This window comes from Idiomarina sp. OT37-5b, from assembly GCF_002968395.1.
Lineage (GTDB): Bacteria > Pseudomonadota > Gammaproteobacteria > Enterobacterales > Alteromonadaceae > Idiomarina > Idiomarina aquatica.
Map to the genome: position 1 here is coordinate 551,644 of NZ_CP027188.1, position 22,938 is coordinate 574,581.

The window sequence follows — 22,938 nt, forward strand, 5'->3', positions numbered from 1 at the left end:
CATCAGCCCTTATGGGTATCAAACCAATCTGATGGTGTTTAATGCCAGCAGCTATCGCCTAAAACATTTTTTATACAGCGGTGTACCGATGGCCGTGGTGTATTTGCTGATCACCATCACCACGATTGGCTATTTTTATTTACTGTAACGACACAGAGTGAATGATGAGTGAACCTATTGTCTGGCACGAGGCCAGTGTCAACCGCGCTGAGCGCAGTAAAGCCAAAGGGCACCGCCCGGCGCTGCTGTGGTATACCGGGTTCAGCGGCTCGGGTAAGTCGACCATTGCCAATGCGGTGGACCGCAAGTTATTTGAATTGGGCTGTCACACCTATTTGCTGGACGGTGATAACGTTCGTCATGGGTTAAATAACGATCTGGGTTTTGGTGATGAAGATCGGGTGGAAAACATCCGCCGCATCACCGAGGTTGCGAGGCTGTTCGTGGATGCCGGGCTTATCGTGGGGACAGCGTTTATTTCGCCGTTTAGGGCGGACAGGGCGCAGGCGCGGGCGCTGGCGGGTGATGCGTTTATTGAGGTGTTTGTCGATACGCCGTTGGCTGTCTGTGAACAGCGAGACCCCAAAGGGTTGTACAAGAAGGCGCGAGCGGGTGACATTCCGCATTTTACGGGGATTTCGTCGCCGTATGAGGCACCGGAATCGCCGGAGATTCACCTGCGTACGGGGGCGTTGAGTATTGAGGCTGCGGCTGAGCAAGTCATCGACTACCTACGCCGCCAGGGCTTTATCTTTGAGGGTGCTGAGTAGGCAGAGAGCGCGGAGGTTATTCACCGCAGAGGGCGCGGAGAGCGCGGAGTTTTTTATTGGAAAACATAACGCCGTGATTCTTTGGTGACAATGGCAGCGGTGCTGACGACAAGCACCACGCCTAATCCCACCCAAAAACCCTAACAATTGGGTTTCCCATTCAAAGTTTTTTCTCTGCGGTTCTCAGCGTCCTCTGCGGTGAAAAACATATTCATTAAGGAATTTGTTGATGCTGAAGGAATTGGAACAGATCGCGCGTGATGCTGGCGCGGCGATTATGGAGATTTATAACAGCGACGATTTTGATGTGCAGTTGAAGGGCGATGACAGCCCCCTGACTAAGGCCGACCTGGCCGCACACCGGGTGATTGTTGACGGGTTAAGTCAGCTGAATGAGCAGTATCCCATTTTGTCTGAAGAGTCTGCTGATATCAGCTGGGATAAGCGTCAGCAGTGGCAGCGTTACTGGTTGGTTGATCCACTGGATGGCACCAAAGAGTTTATCAAGCGCAACGGCGAGTTCACCGTCAATATCGCACTGATTGAGAACGGCGAGCCGGTTATGGGCGTGGTGTATGCGCCGGTGCTGGATGCCATGTATGTGGGCGACCGTGATAATGGCGCAACGTTAAATGATACCCCGATTCAGGTCGAGCAAAATACGCCTGAAACGTTGCGTATTGTTGGCTCGCGTTCACACGCTTCGCAGGAAACCACCGATTGGCTGGAGCAACTGGGCAAGCCTTACGAAATGGTACCGATGGGCAGTTCGTTAAAAATTTGTCTGGTAGCCGGGGGGAAAGCCGATATCTACCCGCGCTTAGGGCCAACCTCGGAGTGGGATACCGCGGCCGCGCACGCCGTGCTTAATGCTGCCGGTGGTTCCATTACCACCGTCGACGGTGAACCGCTGCGTTACAACCAGAAAGACTCCTTCCTGAACCCGTACTTCATTGCCCGGTAGGTCGTGCCTCTGACACGACGCGGAAGTTGTACCGTGCGCCAAAGGCGCACGGTACTGCAATCCTATTTGCGCAGATAGGGAATAAACATCAGTAGTGCCAGCGTGCTGACAAATAGCCCTGAATGCGAACCAGTGGCTAAATAGGACAGTACTGCGTAGTAGACAACATCAAACAGTAAATACCCCGCGAACACACGCTTAAACCAGCTGCTGCCGCGCCAGACAGCAACAATCAGTGCCAACTGCAGTGGCACGAATAACATCAGTTTCCAGCCCCATGTACCGATGAACGCACTGGCGAGGCTGTCGGTACGCTCACTCAACGGACCTAACAACGCGTCTTGGTAACTGTGAGCGAACTGTATATCAAACATAATCCAGTAGAAAAACGCGACGGTGTACGCCAGATTGAGCAGTAAATACGCGCTAATGGTTTTCTTTGGTGCTGACGGTTGAGTCGCTGTCTCATGACTTTGCGTAGCCGCCCTTGTCGCTAACACCACCACTGCAACCAAATAGAATACTTCGGTCGCAATATATAACCCTCCTGCGAATACCCCCACGTTATCTTTCCGCGCAAAAGAGTAATAGGTTGCCGACAGGTTGTCCGATAAACCGGCTAAGTGCAGCAGGCTGATGAGCATTAGCTCAGCGTTGTGCAGGAAATCACTCACCCATTGCATCGGGTAGATGAACCAGTCAGCAAAGTAGATGGACGAGAAGGCACCAATGGTGACAGCAAGACCCAACAAAGCCATCATCCCGCCCGCAGGTGGTAAGCGACCGGTTAGCGTGGTGTGCATAGCGATCATGCGCTAAGAAATCCTTAAGTTTTTGTTTTTAAAAACTATACAGACCCTTTTGTGGTTCGGCAACTTTGTGGTTTGCGTGTATTGAGCGGCCTCCGCGGTGAGAAGGTCTTTTTTGTTCACCGCGGAGGGCGCGGAGAGCGCAGAGTCTTTTAATGGTAAACACAAACCCTGACCGATTGGGTTTTCCATTAATAAATGGTTTCTTCGTATACTCAGCGGTGAAAAGGTCTTTTTTGTTCACCGCGGAGGGCGCGGAGAGCACAGAGTCTTTTAATGGTAAACACAAACCCTGACTCATTGGGTTTTCCATTAATAAATGGTTTCTCCGTGTACTCAGCGGCCTCTGCGGTGAGAAAGCTCTTTTGTGTTCACCGCTGAGGGCACGGCGTTTATATTGAGTGGTCTCTAGAGGCGTTGACTGTATCTGCGCATACCATTGAAAATGGGTTCAGCAATAAAACTGGGGAACGACTCAGGTAAACCGCAACTAACCTGCTCTATGACACTCTCCGTCCTTGCAGCCATATCGTCTAATATCTCGTTCATGGAATCTTGGCTGAAACCAACCTCCCTAGCGGTTGCCAGGAAGTGCTCTCGACGAATCATTCGACATTCATACTTTCTTCCTTGGCTGCCCTTAAGCGACATGGCAAGCTTCAGATCTTTTTCGTGTAAACCCTTTTTATTAATAGCTGGAAACGCCGACAGGATATCGTAGAGTGGCGTTAAGCGATATCGGTTTTCACGTTCGATAAAAACAGAAAAGTTTTTGGCATGGCCGTCAGTCGCACCTAACAGCCAAAATAAAACTTGCGCACGCATGAAGGTGTAACGGTCCTCAATAGGTTTAACTGACCCTAGCAGCTCCTTCATAATCTGCGAAATTGCCGGACCGCCATCGGTTTCATATTTTCTTGCCGGTGATGTACCAGTGGCCTGGCAAAATCCTCTTGCGGAAGACGTATTATCCACGACCCGTCTGGGCTCTGTTTACGGTCAAAACGCTCTACGGCAAGCGCTTTTGTGTCATCAGGAGTAATGATCTCGCAATTTGCGGCTTCAAACCCATAAGCTTTTGCAATCTGCAGACACAAATATTCGTTCTCAACGCTATGTCTCATGTCAATAACTCGGTCATGAGACTGTATCTCACCGATGGGTAACTTGATTATGTGCGTTGTTGGTGTCGCGTCATGTGGCAAGAACCACTGGCCGTTATGAAATAATAAAGCTGTTTTCTCCTGGGCCCCTGCAAGAGAAATGCGAAAATCCGCTTCATCTTTTAACATACCCAGCGGGGTTTTAGATTGATATCCCCTCAAGATTTTCGCTAGTTGCTTTTCAGATAGCGGGCTTAGGTCAATGCGCTTCACATTGGGTGGCTGTGCCTTATGAGGTAACAGTTGTATAGCGCCAACACAGTCGCGGCCGATTTGGGTTAATATATCAAATGGCTCACTAGAGTCGGCTTGAAAACGCGCAACGATGCGTTCTCGAATTTCCCGGGAGTCGGGAAGTAGATTGTCAAAATAATTATAAACTTCTGGCCCCGAATAGGGCTTGCTTCGAAGCGGCAGCGAAAGTGAAATACTGCGACGCCCCGGCGACTTTAGCCAGCTTTCATCATATTGAAATGTATTTGCCCCACTGCGGCTACGGCCGTACTCCCCCACTTTTAGCCCGTTCATGTAAACATCGAGTTTATCCATTGTTTACCACTCTTCCGTCCATTCTGATGAATCGCCTTGGCTTCCGGTATCTCGTGTATCTATATCGACTTTTAAATTAAGCGCGGCCAGAATCTTAAAGAAGGTTTCTAGCTTGCAGGCTTGGGGTTTATTTTCGAAATCCGATACTGTGGCGACACGGATCCCCACAAGCTTTGCAATATCGGACTGAGTGAGACCGCTTTTACTGCGGTAGTCCTTGATAAACGCGCTTAGTTGCTCAGGTCTTGTGATATTCATGGTATTACCCGGATAGTGGCCGTTCAGTTTGGATTTTTAGTATACGCTATAGCGTAATAAAAGCAAATATACTCTATGGCGTATACTGTAAAAATATACGCTATAGAGTAAGACCAATTGAGACGGCTTGTTACAATAATTTAACAGTTGCTGTGGCAAAAACATTAGCAATTTCGCCGTAAACCCTCGCCCAAGCGGGCGGGGATATAAGGCGATTGAGGCGAGGCCTCAACGTCCTTGACAAGCAAAGCTATATCAGGAGAATACTGGTTATCTATACAGTTGCATGATTTAAATGTTAAGAGCGACAAAAGTACGCATTTACCCAACTCAAGAGCAGGCTGAGTTTTTAATAGCTCAGTTTGGCGCTGTGCGTTTCGCGTACAACAAGGCTCTGCATTTAAAGTCTCATATGTATCGCAAGCATGGTGTCACACTGAATCCAAAAAAGGATATAAAACCACTGCTTGCAGTTGCTAAGAAATCACGAAAATACCACTGGTTGAAACAATATGATTCAATCGCCTTACAGCAGGCGGTCATCAACCTTCACCAAGCCTTTGACAACTTCTTCAACCCGAAGTTAAAAGCCAAATTCCCGCAATTTAAACGCAAGCACGGCAAACAGTCGAGTTACCACTGTGTGGGTGTTAAAGTGCTGGATGGGGCTGTTAAATTGCCCAAAATGCAGCCTGTAAAGGCAAATATTCATCGTGAAATTACGGGTGCAGTAAAAAGCATTACTGTCAGTTTGAGTAAAACAGGTAAGTTTTACGCATCAATTCTTGTGGATGATGGAGTCGAAGCGCCTGCATTACTTCACACTGTAAGCAAGGTTATAGGTGTTGATTTGGGGCTGTCTCACTTCACCATCGAATCAAACGGCAGAAAGACTGCCAACCCTCGATTTGTAAAACGCGCTGAGAAAAATCTCAGACGTAAGCAGCGCCAGTTGTCTCGTAAGGCTAAAGGGAGCGCCAACCGAGCAAAGGCTCGTTTGTTGGTTGCAAAATGCCACGAAAAAGCAGCAAACGCTCGTGCCGACTTTCAACACAAACGCTCTCGAACTCTCGTTGACGAAAACCAAGCGGTGATAGTTGAGACATTGAAATCGGCCAATATGATGAAAAACCGTAAACTGGCAAAACACATAGCCGATGCCGCATGGCATAGCTTTGTTGCGAAACTGGAATACAAACTGAAAGAGCAAGGCAAATACCTAGTCAAGCTCGACCAGTGGTACGCCAGTTCTAAAACATGCCATTGTTGCGGTCATAAAATGGAAGAAATGCCCTTGTCTGTTCGAAAGTGGGATTGCCCCTCATGCGGAACGACGGATATAGATCGCGACTTAAATGCCGCCTTCAATATCCGTGATAAAGGCATTCTGGAATTAAAGGCGGCTGGACGGTCGTCTCTGCTTATGGAAGCTGCGTAAGCCTCGATACTATCGAGCAACGGCTAATGAAGTAAGAAGCATCGCCTGATAAGGCGGTGAGTAGTCACGCAATATTTTCTACGTAGATGATTACCTGTGAGCAGCTCTTTTGTGTTCACCACCGAGGGCGCGGAGAGCGCGGAGGTTTTTATTGGAAAACACAAAACTCGACCTATTGGGTTTTCCATTAATAATCTTTTCTCCGCGTACTCAGCGGCCTCTGCGGTGAGAAACGAAGGCTCGGCGTTCTTTGATCTCATGAACTCTTACTCCCGTACCCTAAAGGGAATTCAAATTAACAAGGAGTAAGTATGAGCAAGTTTGCAGATTTTACCGCTCCGGGGTTAAACGCCGAGAAAGCAGAGAACGTCATTAGTTTACTCGATGACCGCATGGTAGCCTTGATTGACTTACAACTGACGTTAAAACACATCCACTGGAATGTGGTGGGACCTAATTTTATTGGCGTTCACGAAATGCTCGATCCACAAGTGGATTCGGTACGTGAAATGACCGATACCATCGCAGAGCGCATTGCAACGCTGGGAGGCGTGCCTTTCGGTACACCGCAGTCTATTGTCGAGCGCCGTCGTTGGGATGATTACTCTATCGGTCGAGGGCTGGTGACCGAGCACTTAGCTGCGCTGGATAAAGTGTATGACGGTGTTAATAGCGATCACCGGCAGGCGATGGAAAAACTGGCCGAGTTGGATCCTGTCTCGGAAGATATGTTGACGGGGCAACTGGCGGAGTTGGAGCAGTTCCAGTGGTTCGTCCGCGCCCACATTGAATCGGCTTCGGGGGAGCTCAGCAGCCATTAAGTGTGCTGAGGGCACTGTTCACCGCTGAGGGCACGGAGAGCGCGGAGGTTTTTATCGGAAACCACAAACCCTGACTCATGGGTTTTCCATTAAAAAGGTTTTTCTCCGCGTACTCAGCGGCCTCAGCGGTGAGAAAGGCAGACTGACTTGCGCCAAAGGCGCAAGCTACAGGGTTTTGAGGAAGCTGAGCAGGGCCTGGCGTTCTTGGTCGCTGAGCTCAAAAGCCACCAATAACTCGGTGGTTTTTGGGTAGTACGCCTCTGGCGGCAAGTTCTTTGGCCGACGTGGTCGCGCGCCGCCATGCTCGTACATCCTTACAATCCCCTCTAACTGAGTAAACAATCCATTGTGCATCCACGGCTTGGTCAACACCAAGTGTCGTAGCGACGGCGTACGGAATGCCCCCATATCCTTGTTCAGACCTGTCACCTCATAACGTCCGAGATCTTCGAACTTACGCCCGAAATAGTGCAGACCCATGTTGTGAAAGCGCTGATCGGACAACAGTGGGCCGTTGTGGCATTTCACACAGCCCGCTTTGGTCCGAAACAAATGCAACCCCAGTAACTGCTCGTCCGACAGAGACTGCCGTGCCGTTGACCAATCCTCTGCCGCCACCGCCAATAAAAAACGATCCAGCACCTGCTCCTTCGGGTCATCCATCAGTGAGCGCTGAAACTCCGCCAACGCCTTCGCCAGTAACGACCAATCCAAATCAGACAAAGAGGTATTCAGCCCCTGTAACAGCGGCCGGTAATCTTCCGCCTTGCGCACCCACTCAACAATCGCTTTAGGACTGTGTGCCATTTCCAGCGGATCCTCCACCGGCATCACCGCTTGCGTTTCCAATGACGATGCCCGGCCGTCCCAGAAAAAATGATCCCACAAATGCGTATTGAGCAGCGCCGGTGCATTCCGGCGGCCTTCCTGATCACGCACCCCCAGCGAGCGGGCGCGCGGATCCGCAAAGGCGTGGCTGGCGAGATGGCAGGACGCACAACTGACTTCGGCCGTTTGTGATAAGCGCTTATCGTGAAACAGCTTCTCGCCTAACTCCACCAAGGGATCATCAAGAGCGGCCCGCAGCGGGTGCGGATCCGGCAGCGGTGCCAACGGCTGCGCCTCCTTGGGTAAGGCCGGCCACTGTGCTTGCGGCCGCAGATATTGCTGCCACAATGCTTCCGTCGATGGGTCTTCGTCGCTTCCGGCATGAGCAAACGGTGATAACAGTGCGAACGCCAACGAAAGCATTGCCCTCCGCGCAATCGACATTACCATCGGTATTCCGCCCCCAACCAGAAACTACGGCCGCTTTCCAGCCCTTGCTGACCTTCGGCGACGGAATAGGTGCGCTGATTGAGCACATTGTCAATTTCCACACTCAGGGTCAGCGGCCGCGCCATTAGCTCCAGCTGATACTGCACATTGGCACTGACCATGGTACGAGCCGGGCGTTCCGCGTCCTGATACACCGGGTATGCCAGTTCAACGTCCTCGCACTGCGTACAGAGCTGATCACGCTCAGCAAAATACCAACTGCCGGTGTCCACCGCACGTGTGTAGTCGCCCTGATAACTCACTGTTAGCGAGCTTCTCAGCGCATCGCTCCACTGACTGTGCACCGACAGACTCGCCACCAGCGGTCGACTGAAATCCTCGTTTAAACGGTTCAGATCATCCAAACTGATGAGCTGATAACGGCCATTACCCGTGGCACTGAGATACGCCACAATTTCATCTTCAGGCACCGAGTCCACCGAGCGGTCATAGGACGAACTGGAACTGAGGTTTTCGCTGTGACTGGTGTGCAGCCAGAACTCATGTTCATTCCATCGATACTGATACGACAGCGTCAACCGTTGGTACTCGCCGCTGCCGGCATTAGTGGCGGTTATGTAGGTGATGCCGTCCTGCTGTTGCGTGCTGCCGCGAGCCAGTTGCTCGCGTTGCCAGCGTTTTACCCCTTTAACCGACAGCACTCCACCGAACAATCGTTGCTTAAAGGCCAGGCTGAGTTCGTCGTTGTAGGGGGTACTGACGTCCTCAAACTGATAGCGAAACCGTTCCGCCTGTGCTGAGGTTGCCCAGTTGCCAACTTGTCCCTGGCTGATGGGACGAAACTGAGTCAGATAAGGGCGCCGCGCTTCACGCAGTTTGTAAGTGACCAGGTTGGCCGAGTAATAGCGGTTAGCGCCGGCAATTAAACGGGTTCCTGCAAGCGGTTGATAACCCAGTTGCAGCCGCGGTGCGACATCGATATTGGCGAGAAAATCGTTGTAATCGGCTCGCAGTCCGAGGCGCAGATCCCAATCGTGCCAGCGGATTTGGTCATCGGCGTAGACGCTGAACTCGTTCATGGTCACTTCGATGTTCTCGATTGGGTAGACGCGACGATAGCGGAAGAACTGACCGCGTTGCAGCAGATTGTCCTGGTATGCCTGCAGATGCTCAGGGTTGGATAAGTCGATGTTGCCGCCCAGCTGAGCCGCCAGTTGCTCGAGTGGCATCGCCAGTTGCTGCTCAACACAGTCCAGCGTTTGGCCGTTACAGTCGATGTTGGCGTCACGGAACGGTGCGTTATAGACCACGGCGGTACTGCTACGATTACGCTCGATGGTCAGCAGGTTAGCGCTGGCGCCAAGGCTGAGTTCGTGGCTGGCCGCGCCGATATCAAAGGCATCACGGTTAAGGCTGATGCGGGCGCTGAGATCCTGCTGGGTTTTATCCAAATCGCCGTAGCCGCCTTCGATGCTTAAAGCTTTATCACCGACAAAAGTACCCCAGTCTTTGCCCGCTGCGCGGAACCAGGGACGGTAATAATTGGGCGCCTGCCGGCTGTTTTCACTGAACGAATAGCCCAGTCGGGCGGTGCCTTGCCAGCGTTGCCATTGTTTTTCGGCGCTGATGCTGAGTTGGTGGCCACCACCGTCCTGGGTATAGCGGGAATCTTTGACGTCCGTTAATACATAGTCGCCCTGATAAGGGGAATAGGACGCGCTGACGCTGATCCGATCGAACAGTGCCTCAGCGCCAGGGGTATAGCTGTACTTAAGAAGGCTGGAGAGTGAACGGCGCTCGGTTTGCACTGGTTCGAACAACGAAATTTCACCAATGGTGGAGGTGGTCTGATTCACCGAGGCAAACAGTGCGTGTTCGTCGTTTAGCGGTAATGCGACGCTGAGACCTAGTGTCTGTTTGGCGAAGTCGGGGATCTCAATGTCATCCTCCCGTTCGGCCTGTTGTTGCAGTTGGTCGTCGGACAGCGTGCCACGCAAGTCGTAGTACCGGTATTCATTCCAATCGCTGAGCGAGCGGCGGTAGCGCAGACTGACGCTGGGTTCCTTAAAATCGCTCAGCTGACGCGCCTGAACATCGACCACGCCGCCGCTGAAACCGCCGTAGGAGGCCGGGATATTGCTGTCAAACACCGTCACTTGTTGCACAAGTTCTTGGTTAATAAACTGGTTTTGCGGGTGTCCCTGTACGTCATTCACGGATGCTGTGGAACGCGATGCGGCTGCCGGGTCGATGCGTGAATTGTTGGCCAGACCGTCAAAATAAAAGCCGGTCTGCCAGGGTTGGGCGCCGGAAATCGAAATCAACTGACTGCGGATTTCCTGCTGCAGATCGATGTTGTAGGCCTCTTCTGACACTTGCACGCCGGGTAGGAACGTCAGCATATCGGTGATGTTACCGTTGCCCTGGTTGCGAAACGTCAGAAACTCGCGGCTTAAATCATAGCGGCCGCTGAGCGAGAGGGTTTCAGGAAACCAGCGATAGCCCAGTACTTCGATGCGCTCATCGACGTCGACGTTAGCGTCAGGTTGTTCGTTCGCATCGGTGTCGGTCTCGGCGGCCGCACCGAAACTCAGTGCGGCCGCTAATGTTAACGTTAAGGTGGCGAACAGCGATAAGCTACGCATATCAGACTCCGTCGTCGGCGCTTAGCGGTGCCGGGTCATCCTCGTCGACAATGCCGTCGTTATCAGCATCGTTATCGGCGCTGATGCCACTGGCTTCGATGGCTTCGTCCGTAGCTTGTTCGGCGAAGAAGTTGGCCAAACCATCCTGGTCGGTGTCGACGCTGGCAACTGCGGTTGCTGGGAAGTCATCCTGTTGTGCTTGTTGCAGGCTGACGGTTGCCAACAGTTGCTCGACTTCGGCGGCACCGAAGCTGCTCAGTTGCGCGAGACGCTCAGCGTCCGCGTAACGACGCTGTGCACTGAGTGCCGTGATGACGTCCTCGGCCGTGCTGACCTGTGCAGCCGCCGGTAACTGTTCGAAGCGGTCAATCAGTTCATCACTGAGGGCGGTGGTCAGCGCGTCAAAACGAGTCAGTAGCTGCTGATAGACTGAAGCTTCCAGCTCGACGCCGACGGCCGCGCGCACCTGTTCAATCAGTGACGGCCGCTCGAATACGGTTTCGTCGTCACCGTCTACCGCGGCGATCACGCTAAGGTGAGCGGCTAAGGTATTGACGGCGCTCTCGCTGAGTTGTGGATAAGCGGGGTGCTCGCTGTCGCTCCAGCGCTGTTGCAATGGTTCCAGTAACGCCAGCATTGGCTCGAACGCGGCCGCAGAACCATAAGCACGAGCTAGGCGCAGCGTCAGCGGCTCCAGCGTTTGCCATTGATCATCGGTTTCCGTCGGTAATTGCTGCAGTGCCTGTTGTGCTCGATCTAACTGCGCTAATTGCCCTTCGCTATCGCCGACAAATTGATACAGATCGGCGATATCGATGTATGCTTCAATTTGATCAGCGGCGGTGATGATGACCCCGTCGGGTTGACCAAACAGCTTGTCGGCGATGGTGTTGCAGGCGCTGATGATGGTGGTGTTCAGATCCGCTGCTGTGCTGTCATCGAGGCTCAGGTTGGCTGCGTACTGCAGGTATTTAAGACACCCGCGGGTACTGGTGGTGTACAGGCGCGAGGTTTGTTCCGCCAGATACGCGTCGCTTTGCATCAGCGTAATGCCGGCTTCGAGCATGGCCGCGGCCGCCTGCTGATAGTTCATTTGTGCCAACAAACCACCGGTATAAGGTGAATTCGCGGTACGGCCGGAAAACGCTTCCTGACGCCCGCGCAGATCGTCGGGGTAGGCTTGTTCAATCAGCGCGATGGCCTGCTCGATGTCGGCGTTGCTGCCGTCACCGTTAAGAATGGTGGCCAACGCCCGTGCTTCGTTCACATTATCCTCAGCGCGAGCCTTACTGCGGCTGTCAGCGGGGATCAGTGCCAGCGGCAGGTTTTCCAGTTCGGGATACAGTAACGCGAAGTAGCGCGCGGCCTGCACCAGCGGGAAGTCGAACTCCTGCAGTGTTACGTCTGCGTTAGGTTTGGCCGGGTAGCTGTAATCCGGGTCATAATCGGCGTCGGTGTAATAGGAGAGCGTCCATGCCAGCAACTCCTTGGCGGCTTCGAACTCGCCAAGAGTAAGAAAGTAATCCAGCGCGAAGCTACCATACAGCGGCGCGAGTTGGTATTTGATTTCACCGGCGTTATCGCCGTTTCGTTGGATCTGATAACCAGTTTGGCGTACCAATCGCGAGACGTTCTCAGCGGCCGCGAGGGCGGCATCAAAGTTAGCCTGGCTGCGATCGTCGACATAGCGTTGGATCAGTGCCGCGGCGTTGTTGCGGTAGCTGGTGACGATAAAGCCGAACTCGGTGCTGTACTCGTTATCGATGCCACCAAGCTCAGTTGCCAAGGTGTCAAGAAACGCAATGATGGGAGCCGCGCCGCCGCTGTCATTGGCGTCGTTGAAGTCGTTGATCAGGCCGAGCAGAAATTGGCTGTCGGCCGGGCGCAGGTTATTGATGCCGTTGTCAGCGATGTAACTTTGGTATTGCTCAAAACTGCTGAGGCGTCGTTGCCGTGCCTGATCGGTTTGGTTAAAGCGATCGTGGGTCAGAGCCAGGGTGCGGAACGCTTCGGCTTTACCCTGCTGTGAGTTGATACGGTTGTTGATAATTTCATTCGCCTGAGTTGCCAGTGCTCCCTGCTGGTAGCCGCTGGCCAAAGCGATGAGCGCCGGCTGGGCGATAACGTCGTCGCTGAGTTGCGTCAAACGCTGTTCCGCGGCGTTGAGGTGCGATTGCGCAGAGCGATAATAGTACGCGGCTTTCTCGCTGTTGCTGCTGTAGGCCGGGATCAAATCGACGGTAACGTCGACGCTGACGGTGCCGTCGCTGGCGCTGACTACAAAGTTTTCGGCGGGTAGGCTGAGTTCGTCGAGGGTATAGTCAAACACGCCGTCACTGCCAAGCGCGATGGTGCCTTTTTCAGGTTGAGTTGCAACGCTGAGCGAAACGTCGTCGCCGTCGACATCAGTGACTTGCAGCTCACCGCGGTAGGTCTGCTCATCGATAAGGCTGATGCGGGTGCTGGTGACTTCTGGAGCGTCATTAACGGGGGTGACGGTAAAGCTGAGCTGGTAACGGGTGTCGCCGGCTTCGACGGTGGCGCTATCGCTGCCGTTATAATTCTCGTCTGGGGTGTAGGTGACACGTTGATCGGAGACACTGATACTGCCGTTGCTGGCGTCACTGATGACGATGGCGGTGCTGGTAAACAGAGTGTCGCTTTGCCACTGCGTGTCTTCGGCCAGGCTGGCGCTGATTTGTTCCGTGCGGATGTTATCGCCGTCACTGCCGCCCCCGCAGGCGCTGAGTGTGAGAAGGGCTGTAGTTATGAAAGAATATTTGAAAGTTCGCATGTAAAGCTCCGGTCATTCAATTTGGGCTGGATCATAATGCGAACTATTCCCATTTGCAACAATTTGAGGGCGCGGAGGTTTTTCACCGCCGAGGACGCGGAGAGCGCGGAGGTTTTTATTGGAAAACACAAATCCTGACTCATTGGGTTTTCCATTAGAAATGTTTTCTCCGTGTACTCAGCGGCCTCAGCGGTGAAAAGCTTTTGTGCTCACCGCCGAGGACACGGAGAGCGCGGAGGTTTTTATTGGAAAACAAAAACTCTGACTCATTGGGTTTTCCATTAGAAATGTTTTCTCCGCGTACTCTGTGGCCTCAGCGGTGAAAAAGTTTTTGTGGCGTGGAGTAAGCGGTTGACTGTTTGATGACAAATTAACCGGCATCTGCTATAACATCTAAACGCTTATTAATTATCAATGCATAAAAGCCTGCATAAAACATGAGTTTTAATAGTAAAAAATATATATAACAATGATTTATATATAAAAATTATCCATGCATTTTCGATGCAAAATTCGTGTTTTACGAGTGCTGTCCTGAGCTATTCAACCAATGTCTGAACTTGATAACAACATAGTATTAACATTAACGTCAGGGCCAATGTCGGCGGCTCAGATTGCTCGTATTTTGGGTGTTGATGCGACAACGGTGTCGCGGCGGCTGGGTCGTTTGGGTTCACAAGTACTTAAAGCCGGCCAGGGGCGTGCGACGCGCTGGGCTCTGCGGCGCAGCTTACCGATGCTCCCGGGGCATTCTGTATTGCCAGTTTACCGGGTTGATGCTAACGGCAAAGCGGAGAAAATGGCTTTGCTCAATATCGTTCATCCTGATGACAGTTACTTGGTGGAATATTTTCGAGCGAATGATGCTAGCGGTAAGGTACTGTCGGAGTGGAAGTTCTATCAGCCTTTGCCGTGGTGGTTGTCCGACATGAGACCACAGGGGTTTCTAGGACGTTCTTTTGCCAATCAGTTGCGGAGTCAAGGCGAGTTATTGGATGCTGACCCCAGTAAATGGTCGGAAGATACGACGCTGGCGGTGCTGGCGAAGTTTCCGCAGGACCATGTTGGTAATCTCCTGGTCGGTGATGTGGCCTATTCCCGGTGGCTAGAGAGGCCACAAGATATGGCCGTTAGCGATGAGCAAGCGGCCATCAAGGCGGATGCTATAGCGCGTGGTGAGCATTTTGATTCATCGGCTAAAGGTGAGCAGCCTAAGTTTGTTGCAACCCTCGATGAGGGTGAATGTATCGTTAAATTCTCTGGTCGGGTGATGCAAACGGAGCTTGATTCCGTCGCTAATCGGTGGGCGGATTTACTTAATGCAGAAGCACTCGCGGCGGCTGCACTGAATACCGTCATCGCCGATGTTGCTGCTCATAATCGCGCGTTCAATGTTGATGGACGAACGTTGCTTGCCTCTCCGCGGTTTGATCGTACTGGGCAGGGTGGGCGCGTCGGGGTTATATCGTTTGCGAGTTTGGACTTAGAGTTTGTCGGGCGGGCTAATGGGCATTGGCCTGATGTTGCCGACGTTTTGTATCAGCAAGGGGTTATTACCGAAAATGCGGTGATCCGGTGCAAGGTTGCTTGGGCTTTTGGTCAACTTATTGCTAATTCTGACATGCATTTAGGTAACGTTTCAGCGCTCAATTCTGGTGGGCGACCTTATGAGCTGGCGCCGATCTATGACATGCTACCGATGCATTACTCGCCAACCTCGGCAGGAGATTTACCCTCGGAACCGTTTAACATTCGTTTTCACCCGAATGTTCCAAAGATATGCTGGCAAACCGCGCAAGTCGCGGCCGTCAAGTTCTGGCATAGCGTGTTAGAGAGTGGTGTTATCAGCAGCCATTTTAAGTATTTGGCTGCGCAGCAGCTGCAAGTGGTTACGGACTATGCGGGGACGATTGAGCGGATGGCATAAACCCAGTCTGCTTACCGCTGAGAGCGCGGAGGTTTTTATTGGAAAACACAAAACCCGACCGATTGGGTTTTCCATTAGAAATGTTTTCTCCGTGTACTCAGCGGCCTCAGCGGTGAAAAGAGTCGTTGCGCTGAGCAGATTGACTTGCGCCAAAGGCGCAAGCTACGAGATCAGTGGTCGATTCGCAGCGACTAATGGCGTTTTAATTTACAGGTCTAACCTGTTAGCCTATATGTAATCGCTTACATCGAGCTTGAAACACTTTGTAACAATCCGTGTTACAAATTTTTAATAAAAGTTAATAGAATGTGTCTTCAGAAATGTTGATGCCGCGTTAAAGGCGCGACATCGTTATCGCTTGCACCGTTGGTGCAAGTATAAAAACAACAAGAAGAGGACATTATGGCTCGAAATACCTTTAAGCTGACGGCATTGTCGGCGGCTGTACTCCTGGGCTTGACTGCCTGTGGTGGTGACGGAGACACCAACTTTGCTCCGGACGTGAGCGCACAGAACATAAACGGTGGGCTGCAATGGGTCCCCGTAACCGGTCAAGTGACCGCTACCGATGCGAATAATGATTCGTTATCTTTTTCAGCAAGTGTCGTGGCTTCTGAAGGAGGAGAAACCCCCGGAACGGTTTCTATCGATGGTAGTGGTCACTTCTCTTACGTTCCTCTGACAACCGAACCTGCAACCATTAATATTTCTGTCAGTGATGGCACGGAAACGACAACGGCACAGGTGCAGGTAACTGGCATTGCCGGTGACCCGCTCACCTATCAACAATGGCACCTGCGCAATACTGGGCAAAAAGCCTATGCGCAAAGTGAAGAATTCCTGACCTTCCTGGTTGAAGTTTTAGGGTATCCGGAAGATTTGGCGCTTGAACTTTTCTTTGACGAGTCTGTGTTCCAGGCTGGTGAAGACATGAACATCGTCGAAGCGCATGCTCAAGGCGCGTTTGGACAAGGTATGATGGTTGGTGTTATCGATTCGGGTCTGGAAATCAATCACCCGGATTTACAAGCTAATATTGCGGCGAATAAATCACTCAACGTCATTCCGAACGCCATGAATAAAATGGACCCAACCAGCGCCTCTCAAATGGGTGATCATGGTACCTCGGTTGCTGGTCTTATCGCGGCCGTCGCGGGTAACGACGAGGGTGGCCGAGGTGTGGCACCAATGGCGAAAGTCTTTGGTATCAACTATTTAGGAGGCCAGGGTACACAAACCATGTTGAACGCCGGTTTGTCGCACGGCCTGCCAGGCAGTGGCATTACAGAGAGTGACCCGGTTATCGCGTACAACCGAAGCTACGGAATTTCCGTGCCGTTTGCCCTGTACTCATCGGCGACCGATGAAGCTTTCGAACAATACGTTATGCTGGGCTTACGTGACGGCAAGGGTGCGCTTAACGTTAAGTCAGCAGGTAACTCGTTTAACGACACCGGTAGTGCAGGTTACTTTTCTAATATCTGTGACGCGACGGGCGCCATCAGCCTTGGTTTGAGTTGCCTCAACGGTAACTTTGATCCGTCTAATGCCAGCTTCTTTACGACCACCGTTGCCGCAGTTAACTCGGACGGTAACCACACCAGTTATTCTACCGCCGGTTCTAACGTGTTTGTTTCAGCACCTGCCGGAGAATATGGTTATGCCGCTCCTGCTATGGTAACCACAGACCAGTCGACCTGTTTACGCGGCTATTCAAGCTTCCCGCGTCAGGACTCAACGGACGCTTCGACCGGTATCCCTGGCTATTTCGCCGGCTTGTATCCGTTTAACGCGCCGGGTCACCCTGAGAACCCGAACTGTAATAACACCTCGACATTCAACGGTACGTCTTCTGCGGCGCCTAACGCGTCGGGTGTTGTTGCGCTGATTGGCTCGGCCAATCCGGACTTGAGTGCACGTGAAATCCGTCACATTCTGGCGAATACATCTACTCAGGTTGATGCGGATGATGCCGGTGTTGTTTTACCGGTGGGCGACGGTGAGTTTGTCGCTGATGCGGGCTGGGTAACGAACGCAGCAGGCTACAACTTTAACATTAAGTACGGTTTTGGCCGCGTTAATGCCGGTGAAGCCGTGCGGATGGCGAAAGAAATGTCGGCCGGCAGCATGGGGCCATTAGCTTCAACGGGTTGGTTGGACGTATCACCGGAAGCGCCGATTGAGATCCCGGATAACAACGCTGAAGGCGCGTCGTACAGCTTTGAAGCGCCGGCTGGTCTGGTACTGGAAGGTTTACAGTTCCGTCTGACCGTAGCGAACGATGACTTTGCTGGCTGTAGTCTTTCTACCGCAGGTAATGACCTGGCGGTTGAAGTGACGTCACCTGCAGGCACGACCACGCAACTGCTGACTGGCCGCCAGGCAATCAATGTTGGTGCTGATGGTTGGTGTAGTGAGTACATTCTGGAAGACAGCGTGTTCCTCGCTAACGCATTCTACGGTGAAGCGTCAGGTGGTGAATGGACTGTTCGCTTGGTTGACACCAACGGCAGCGACCTGGTTGCCGATGGACGCGCACTGGGCGGTTCAGCACAAGCAACCTTTGCAAACAACAGCACACCGTCACGCCTTGAAGCGATTCAAGTTCGTGCCTTCGGTCACCAATAAGAGCGTCAGGAGAAAGACATGAAATTAGTAACGTTATTTGCACTGGCAGCCTCTGGTCTGATTGCGGCAAGTGCCTCTGCACAACAATTACCAACTCCGAAAGTTGGAGAAACTATCGATAATCCACAATTTATTGGCGGTGATCGTGACTACAAGGGTTACCAGTTCACTAAGTTACCTGAGCCACGCGCAGGCGTTGACTTTTCTGAGCGTTCAGGTGAGCAATTATTGGCTGGTACCGAAATGGTCAATACGCTGTCGGGTAAAGAAGCATACGTTTCAGGCATTGTCTCCGTGCTGATGGATGGCACGGATATCGATGCGCTGGCTCAGCAGTTCGGTTTGACCGTTGAACGCCTGTACGGTCGTCTGAACCTGGCGCTGCTGCGTGCCCCAGAAGGCACTGAAATGTTGCAGCTACGCCGCGACATGATGGCGTTTACCGGTGTTAACAACGTCGATATCGAAATCGTTGAAGACATTCGTGAACCGCACGTGATTAAGTAGGTCGCGCATTCTGCGCGACAAATAAAAACGCCCTCCGGTCTTGGAGGGCGTTTTTTTATGCCTAATGGTACGCCGCGCCTTTGGCGCGACTATCTATGCCATCAGAATGAATAACTCACCTTCGTGTAAACAAAGCGGCCGCGTGGGTTATGCACACTTGGTGCATAGCCGTACAGGTCGTTGTTAAACGCTTCGGGTGGCTCTTCGTCGAACAGGTTGGTTGAACCTAAGGTTACACGCAGTTCCGGTGTTACGTCGTAGTAAGCCTGTAAATCGACCAATAATTGGCTGTCGACGATACGGGTTTTCGACGCTTCAACGTCAGCAGGTGCCTGATAGTCCTCAAACTCGCCGATGTAGTTCAGGTTCAGGTTGACACCGAAGGTATCACGAGCCCATTCGGCACGGCCGGTCCAGCGGTGCTCCGGGTACTCGTATTCGCCGGCGTAATCGATACCGTCTTTCTCGAACTTACTCATGTAAGACCAGTCAAGACCCAAGCGAATGTTGCCGATGTCCTGCAGTTCCCAATTGTAGTTCGCGGATAGGTCGATACCGGCCGCTTCCTGGCTGGATAAGTTAACGTAAGTGTTGTACAGCACCGCTAACTCACCAAGTTCGTCACCCGGTAACGGTGGGCGGCGTTCGCAGATGGTGCTGTTCTGATCGCCACAGTGCTCCGCATAGACGTTTTCAAAATCGTTCTGAACAATTTTGTTGTCCTGCTCGATTGACCAGTAGTCAGCTGATACATCAAAGGCGTCGGTTACCTGCCAGATACCACCGATGTTGTAGTTTGAAGATTCTTCTGGCTCAAGGCCGTCAGAACCTGAGAAGACAATGGTGTAATCCAATGGTACACAGCTTTCGCCGTCCGCTTCACAACGATAGGTATCGGTGAAGAACGTTGATACCTGCGACGGACCTAAACCAATTTGTGCCAATGACGGTGCGCGGAAGCCTTCACCGTACGACGCACGCAGAGTGACATTGTCCGACGGACGCCATTGCAGTTTTGCCTGTGGATTAAAGGTAGAACCAAAGTCACTGTAGTCATCGTGACGACCGGCAACGGTTAGCTCTAGTTGGTCAGTCAGCGGTACCAGGAACTCGACATAAGCGGCCCATTGATCACGCGCTGCTTGTGCCTGAACGGATTCGGTACCAAAGATCAGCCCGCGCTGGAACTGGTCGTCCGGCTGGTCGAAAACGTCTTCTTCACGGTACTCAAGACCTGCAGCCATTGAGATCCACCGATCGCCCCACTGGAACGCTTCGCCGGCAATGCTGGCATCTACAGCGGTCAGGTGTGATTCACCGCGACGCACCAGCGAAGTGGTGATGTTGTTGATGACTTCCGGATCGTTAACGGTGCCGCCGAACGGGTTGTAGTTACCAAGATTAATTTGCTCCTGCAGGAAGTCTGTACGCACCCAGCCTTGCTCACGCGAACCGGTTTGCATGCCTTCACTGCGGCCTTTTTGGTAAGAAACGTCCCAGTTCCAGCCATTCAGATCACCGCGTAAACCGGCGATAAAGCGCAAGGTGTCAGACTCGACGTCCCAAATACGCGCACCGGCATCAACGGTACGGAAGAAGTTAATGTCGACGCGCTCGCCCCATGGGTTGTTCGGGTGATCGGCCGGTACGTATAGTCCAGCGTCTGCATCCAGTGGCGTTGGCGCACCGCCGGCCATCGAACGGTTATGCTGTGCTGCGATTTCGATGTAACCTTCAACGTTGCGGCTTAGCTCGCGGCGTGACTGAATGATGGCACCAACACGTTCTGCTTCCGGGAAGATTTGTGCGTAGGGGCCATAGTCAAATACGCAGCGGGTACCAACCAGCGAATCAGGTGGGCAGTCCGGATCTGGCTGCTCGGCACCGTCGACAATAAAGCTACCCGGGAAACCGCGTGATGAGCGGAAGTCGTTACCACCGTATGGCGCTTGGTTAGCAGTACCGTTGCGGCCAAATTCAGCACCGAAGATGGAGGTGTTTTTCCAGTAGTCCATGATGATGGTGGTGTTGCCTTTGTCGTCCCCGGTACCCCACACCAGACTCATGGTCGATTCTTCATAGTTGACGTCACCGGTGGTACCGCCGTGACTGACCGACAGCTCGGTACCAACGAAGTCATCACGCAGGATGATGTTGACAACACCGGCAACGGCGTCAGAACCGTAAATGGCCGATGCGCCATCCTTTAAGATATCGATACGCTCAATGGCGGCGACTGGGATGGTGTTGATGTCGACGAAAGAGTTCGCAACGCCTTCGGCAAATGATGAAACGGCAACGCGGCGGCCGTTCAGTAACACCAGCGTTGAATCGGCGCCAAAGCCACGCAAACTGATGGCGGCAGAGCCGTTGGCGGTGGTGTCCTGACTGTTACCCTGGGTTGAGAAGGTGCCCACACCGGCCGATGGCAGGCGCTCGAGCAATTGTTGCAGGTTGTTAAAGCCGGAGGCTTCAATGGCTTCGCGGTCAATCACTTCAACCGGCGAAGCGCCTTCCATATCGGTACGGTTAATCCGCGAACCGGTAACCTGAATACGCTCTAAGCGTTCGTCCTCGGCTTGTGCCTGATCCTGTTGTGCGTAGCTGACCGGAGACGCAAAGACCGCCCCGATAGCCAACGCGCACAACGAATATTTGAATGTGCTTTTCATTGTTTTTGTTCCCTGTGATTTTTATAAACAACAAACGGCTTGTCATTTTAATGACACATTCTTTATTACACTTAATTAACACCTGATCAAGATCATATCTTGTTAGTCATACTAAAGTTGAACGTCTAATCGTTCTTGGGTCTGCGACGCTCCAGACCTTTGGCGGGTTTAGAGCCTTCGGCTGGTATGGGCGCTTCGCGCGGTGTAGCTCGCTGCCTTCGGCGCGAGGGTGTAGGGGCTTCGCCCGTCAAACCGCGAAGCCCTACACCGCGAGCAAAGCGAGCCCAAAACTCGTTTGTCTTGCGGCTGTAACATTCCCGAGGTACGATCGTTGCACATTTATTGTGGAGAATTTCTGACATGAAACGCACTCTTCTTGCGGCGTCAGTTGCCTTGCTGTCGACCGCAGCAGTGGCTGATGACCACCAAAAACCGAACATTATTTATGTCATTGGCGACGGTATGGGGTTTGAATTCATCAGCGCCTACCGATACGCGATGTCGGATTTGGAAACTAAAAACATAGCACCGACACAGTTTGATGATGTGCTGACCGGCGCGGCGACCACTTACCCGGAAGACGATACCTGGGTGACGGATTCGGCAGCAGGCGCCACGGCGCTGGCGACGGGTGAGAAATCGTACAACGGCGCCATTGGTATGGATAACGACAAAACCTCACTGAAAACCGTGATGGAATACGCCAAAAACAACGGTTATATGACCGGTTCGGTATCGACGTCACAAGTTAACCACGCTACGCCGGCCTCGTTTTTCTCGCACCACCCGTCGCGTTACGAGTACAACGAAATCGCTGATTTGATGGCACAACAGTACATCAAGAATGAAGCATCCTATGACGTGCTACTTGGTGGTGGTCAGCAATACTTTGTGCGTGAAGACAAAGATTGGGTGTCGTTGCTGGAGCAACATGGCTTGCAGGTGATTCAGGACATGCAGATGCTGGATCAGGTTGAGCAGCCGCCGGTGATGGGCTTGTTTGCACCTAAAGGTTTGCCGCACGCCATCGATGAAGGTAAAGACTCACTTGCGCGCATGACCTCAACCGCGCTGCGTCTGTTGTCAGCAGACGATAAGCCATTTGCGCTGATGATTGAAGGCAGTCAAATCGATTGGTGTGGTCACGCCAACGACATCGCTTGTGCGGTACACGAAATGGACTCCCTGAACAAGGCGCTGGAAGTGGTGGATGAGTTTATTAAAAATAACCCCAATACCTTGTTTGTGATGACCGCCGATCACTCGACCGGAGGCCTGACGCTGGGGCGTGACGGTGAATATGCGTGGTACTCAGACCGGGTGATGGCGATTGAGAGTTCGATTGCGACAATGCGCTCTGAGCTGCTGGAGATGGACGCCGACAAGTGGGCTGACTACGTTGCCGATAAAGTGAACGTTGAGCTAACGCAGGAGTACGTCGATGAGCTGGCGTTGGCGGCTGAACAGCAGGGCGAAGATCGTGAAGACGCGCTGCACAAAGCCCTGGTGTACATTACCGGCGACATTACCGGCACCGGCTGGACCAGCAGCGGCCACACCGCCGTTGACGTACCCATCTTCGCCCGCGGCCCACACGCCGAGCAGTTCCGCGGTTACATGGACAACACCGACATTGGTAAGCGTTTGATCGAGATCGTACGGTAATGACAGCGTCGCGCAGAATGCGCGACCTACCGTAGCTTGCGCCTTTGGCG

14 protein-coding genes and 1 pseudogene are annotated in these 22,938 nt (G+C 52.5%); 8 read left to right on the forward strand and 7 right to left on the reverse strand.

Annotated features, from left to right (window positions below):
- The first annotated feature begins 164 nt into the window (after positions 1-164).
- Complete coding sequence (gene cysC, locus C5610_RS02565) at positions 165-770, forward strand: adenylyl-sulfate kinase (protein ID WP_105307680.1); 606 nt, start codon at positions 165-167, stop codon at positions 768-770.
- A 229-nt stretch (positions 771-999) separates the two neighbouring features.
- Complete coding sequence (cysQ, locus tag C5610_RS02570) at positions 1,000-1,734, forward strand: 3'(2'),5'-bisphosphate nucleotidase CysQ (RefSeq protein ID WP_105305756.1); 735 nt, start codon at positions 1,000-1,002, stop codon at positions 1,732-1,734.
- 62 nt (positions 1,735-1,796) lie between these two features.
- Here the strand turns inward: cysQ and C5610_RS02575 are convergent, their stop codons facing one another.
- The 3 genes and pseudogenes from C5610_RS02575 to C5610_RS02590 form a co-directional block, all read right to left on the reverse strand.
- Positions 1,797-2,546 (reverse strand): hypothetical protein, encoded by a 750-nt coding sequence (locus C5610_RS02575; protein WP_105305757.1) that lies wholly within the window; start codon positions 2,544-2,546, stop codon positions 1,797-1,799.
- A gap of 405 nt (positions 2,547-2,951) precedes the next feature.
- A pseudogene (locus C5610_RS13845) lies at positions 2,952-4,255 on the reverse strand (type II toxin-antitoxin system HipA family toxin).
- 3 nt (positions 4,256-4,258) lie between these two features.
- On the reverse strand, positions 4,259-4,513 hold the full coding sequence (locus C5610_RS02590; protein WP_105305759.1) for a helix-turn-helix domain-containing protein: 255 nt from the start codon (positions 4,511-4,513) through the stop codon (positions 4,259-4,261).
- A 295-nt stretch (positions 4,514-4,808) separates the two neighbouring features.
- Here C5610_RS02590 and C5610_RS02595 point away from each other — a divergent pair, with 295 nt between their 5' ends.
- On the forward strand, positions 4,809-5,951 hold the full coding sequence (locus C5610_RS02595) for an RNA-guided endonuclease InsQ/TnpB family protein (protein WP_105305760.1): 1,143 nt from the start codon (positions 4,809-4,811) through the stop codon (positions 5,949-5,951).
- A gap of 311 nt (positions 5,952-6,262) precedes the next feature.
- The gene (dps, locus tag C5610_RS02605) at positions 6,263-6,772 is read left to right on the forward strand and encodes a DNA starvation/stationary phase protection protein Dps (protein WP_105305762.1); all 510 of its coding nucleotides are present in this window, start codon (positions 6,263-6,265) and stop codon (positions 6,770-6,772) included.
- 165 nt (positions 6,773-6,937) lie between these two features.
- Here the strand turns inward: dps and C5610_RS02610 are convergent, their stop codons facing one another.
- From C5610_RS02610 to C5610_RS02620, 3 genes are read right to left on the reverse strand one after another with little or no spacing between them, the layout of a single operon-like run.
- Positions 6,938-8,023, reverse strand: a complete 1,086-nt coding sequence (locus tag C5610_RS02610; protein WP_158682643.1) for a cytochrome-c peroxidase — start codon at positions 8,021-8,023, stop codon at positions 6,938-6,940.
- Between the two features lie 20 nt (positions 8,024-8,043).
- The gene (locus C5610_RS02615; protein WP_105305764.1) at positions 8,044-10,695 is read right to left on the reverse strand and encodes a TonB-dependent receptor plug domain-containing protein; all 2,652 of its coding nucleotides are present in this window, start codon (positions 10,693-10,695) and stop codon (positions 8,044-8,046) included.
- Between the two features lies 1 nt (position 10,696).
- Positions 10,697-13,489, reverse strand: coding sequence for an Ig-like domain-containing protein (locus C5610_RS02620; protein WP_105305765.1), 2,793 nt, complete (start codon positions 13,487-13,489; stop codon positions 10,697-10,699).
- A 550-nt stretch (positions 13,490-14,039) separates the two neighbouring features.
- On the opposite strand from C5610_RS02620, the gene yjjJ reads away from it, so the two are divergent.
- The 3 genes from yjjJ to C5610_RS02635 all read left to right on the forward strand — a co-directional run bounded on the left by yjjJ (position 14,040) and on the right by C5610_RS02635 (position 18,551).
- A complete protein-coding gene (gene yjjJ / locus C5610_RS02625) occupies positions 14,040-15,416 on the forward strand; it encodes a type II toxin-antitoxin system HipA family toxin YjjJ (protein WP_105305766.1) in 1,377 nt (458 codons plus the stop codon).
- Between the two features lie 402 nt (positions 15,417-15,818).
- Complete coding sequence (locus C5610_RS02630; protein WP_105305767.1) at positions 15,819-18,044, forward strand: S8 family serine peptidase; 2,226 nt, start codon at positions 15,819-15,821, stop codon at positions 18,042-18,044.
- Positions 18,045-18,062: 18 nt separating this feature from the next.
- Positions 18,063-18,551 carry a hypothetical protein gene (locus C5610_RS02635; RefSeq protein WP_105305768.1) on the forward strand — a complete coding sequence of 163 codons (489 nt, stop codon included), beginning with the start codon at positions 18,063-18,065 and terminating at the stop codon, positions 18,549-18,551.
- 101 nt (positions 18,552-18,652) lie between these two features.
- On the opposite strand, the gene C5610_RS02640 is transcribed toward C5610_RS02635, so the two are convergent.
- Positions 18,653-21,223, reverse strand: a complete 2,571-nt coding sequence (locus C5610_RS02640) for a TonB-dependent receptor (protein ID WP_105305769.1) — start codon at positions 21,221-21,223, stop codon at positions 18,653-18,655.
- 360 nt (positions 21,224-21,583) lie between these two features.
- Between C5610_RS02640 and C5610_RS02645 the strand changes: the two genes are divergently transcribed.
- Positions 21,584-22,888: an alkaline phosphatase gene (locus tag C5610_RS02645; protein ID WP_105305770.1), complete on the forward strand. Its 1,305-nt coding sequence runs from the start codon at positions 21,584-21,586 to the stop codon at positions 22,886-22,888.
- The last annotated feature ends 50 nt before the right edge of the window (positions 22,889-22,938 follow it).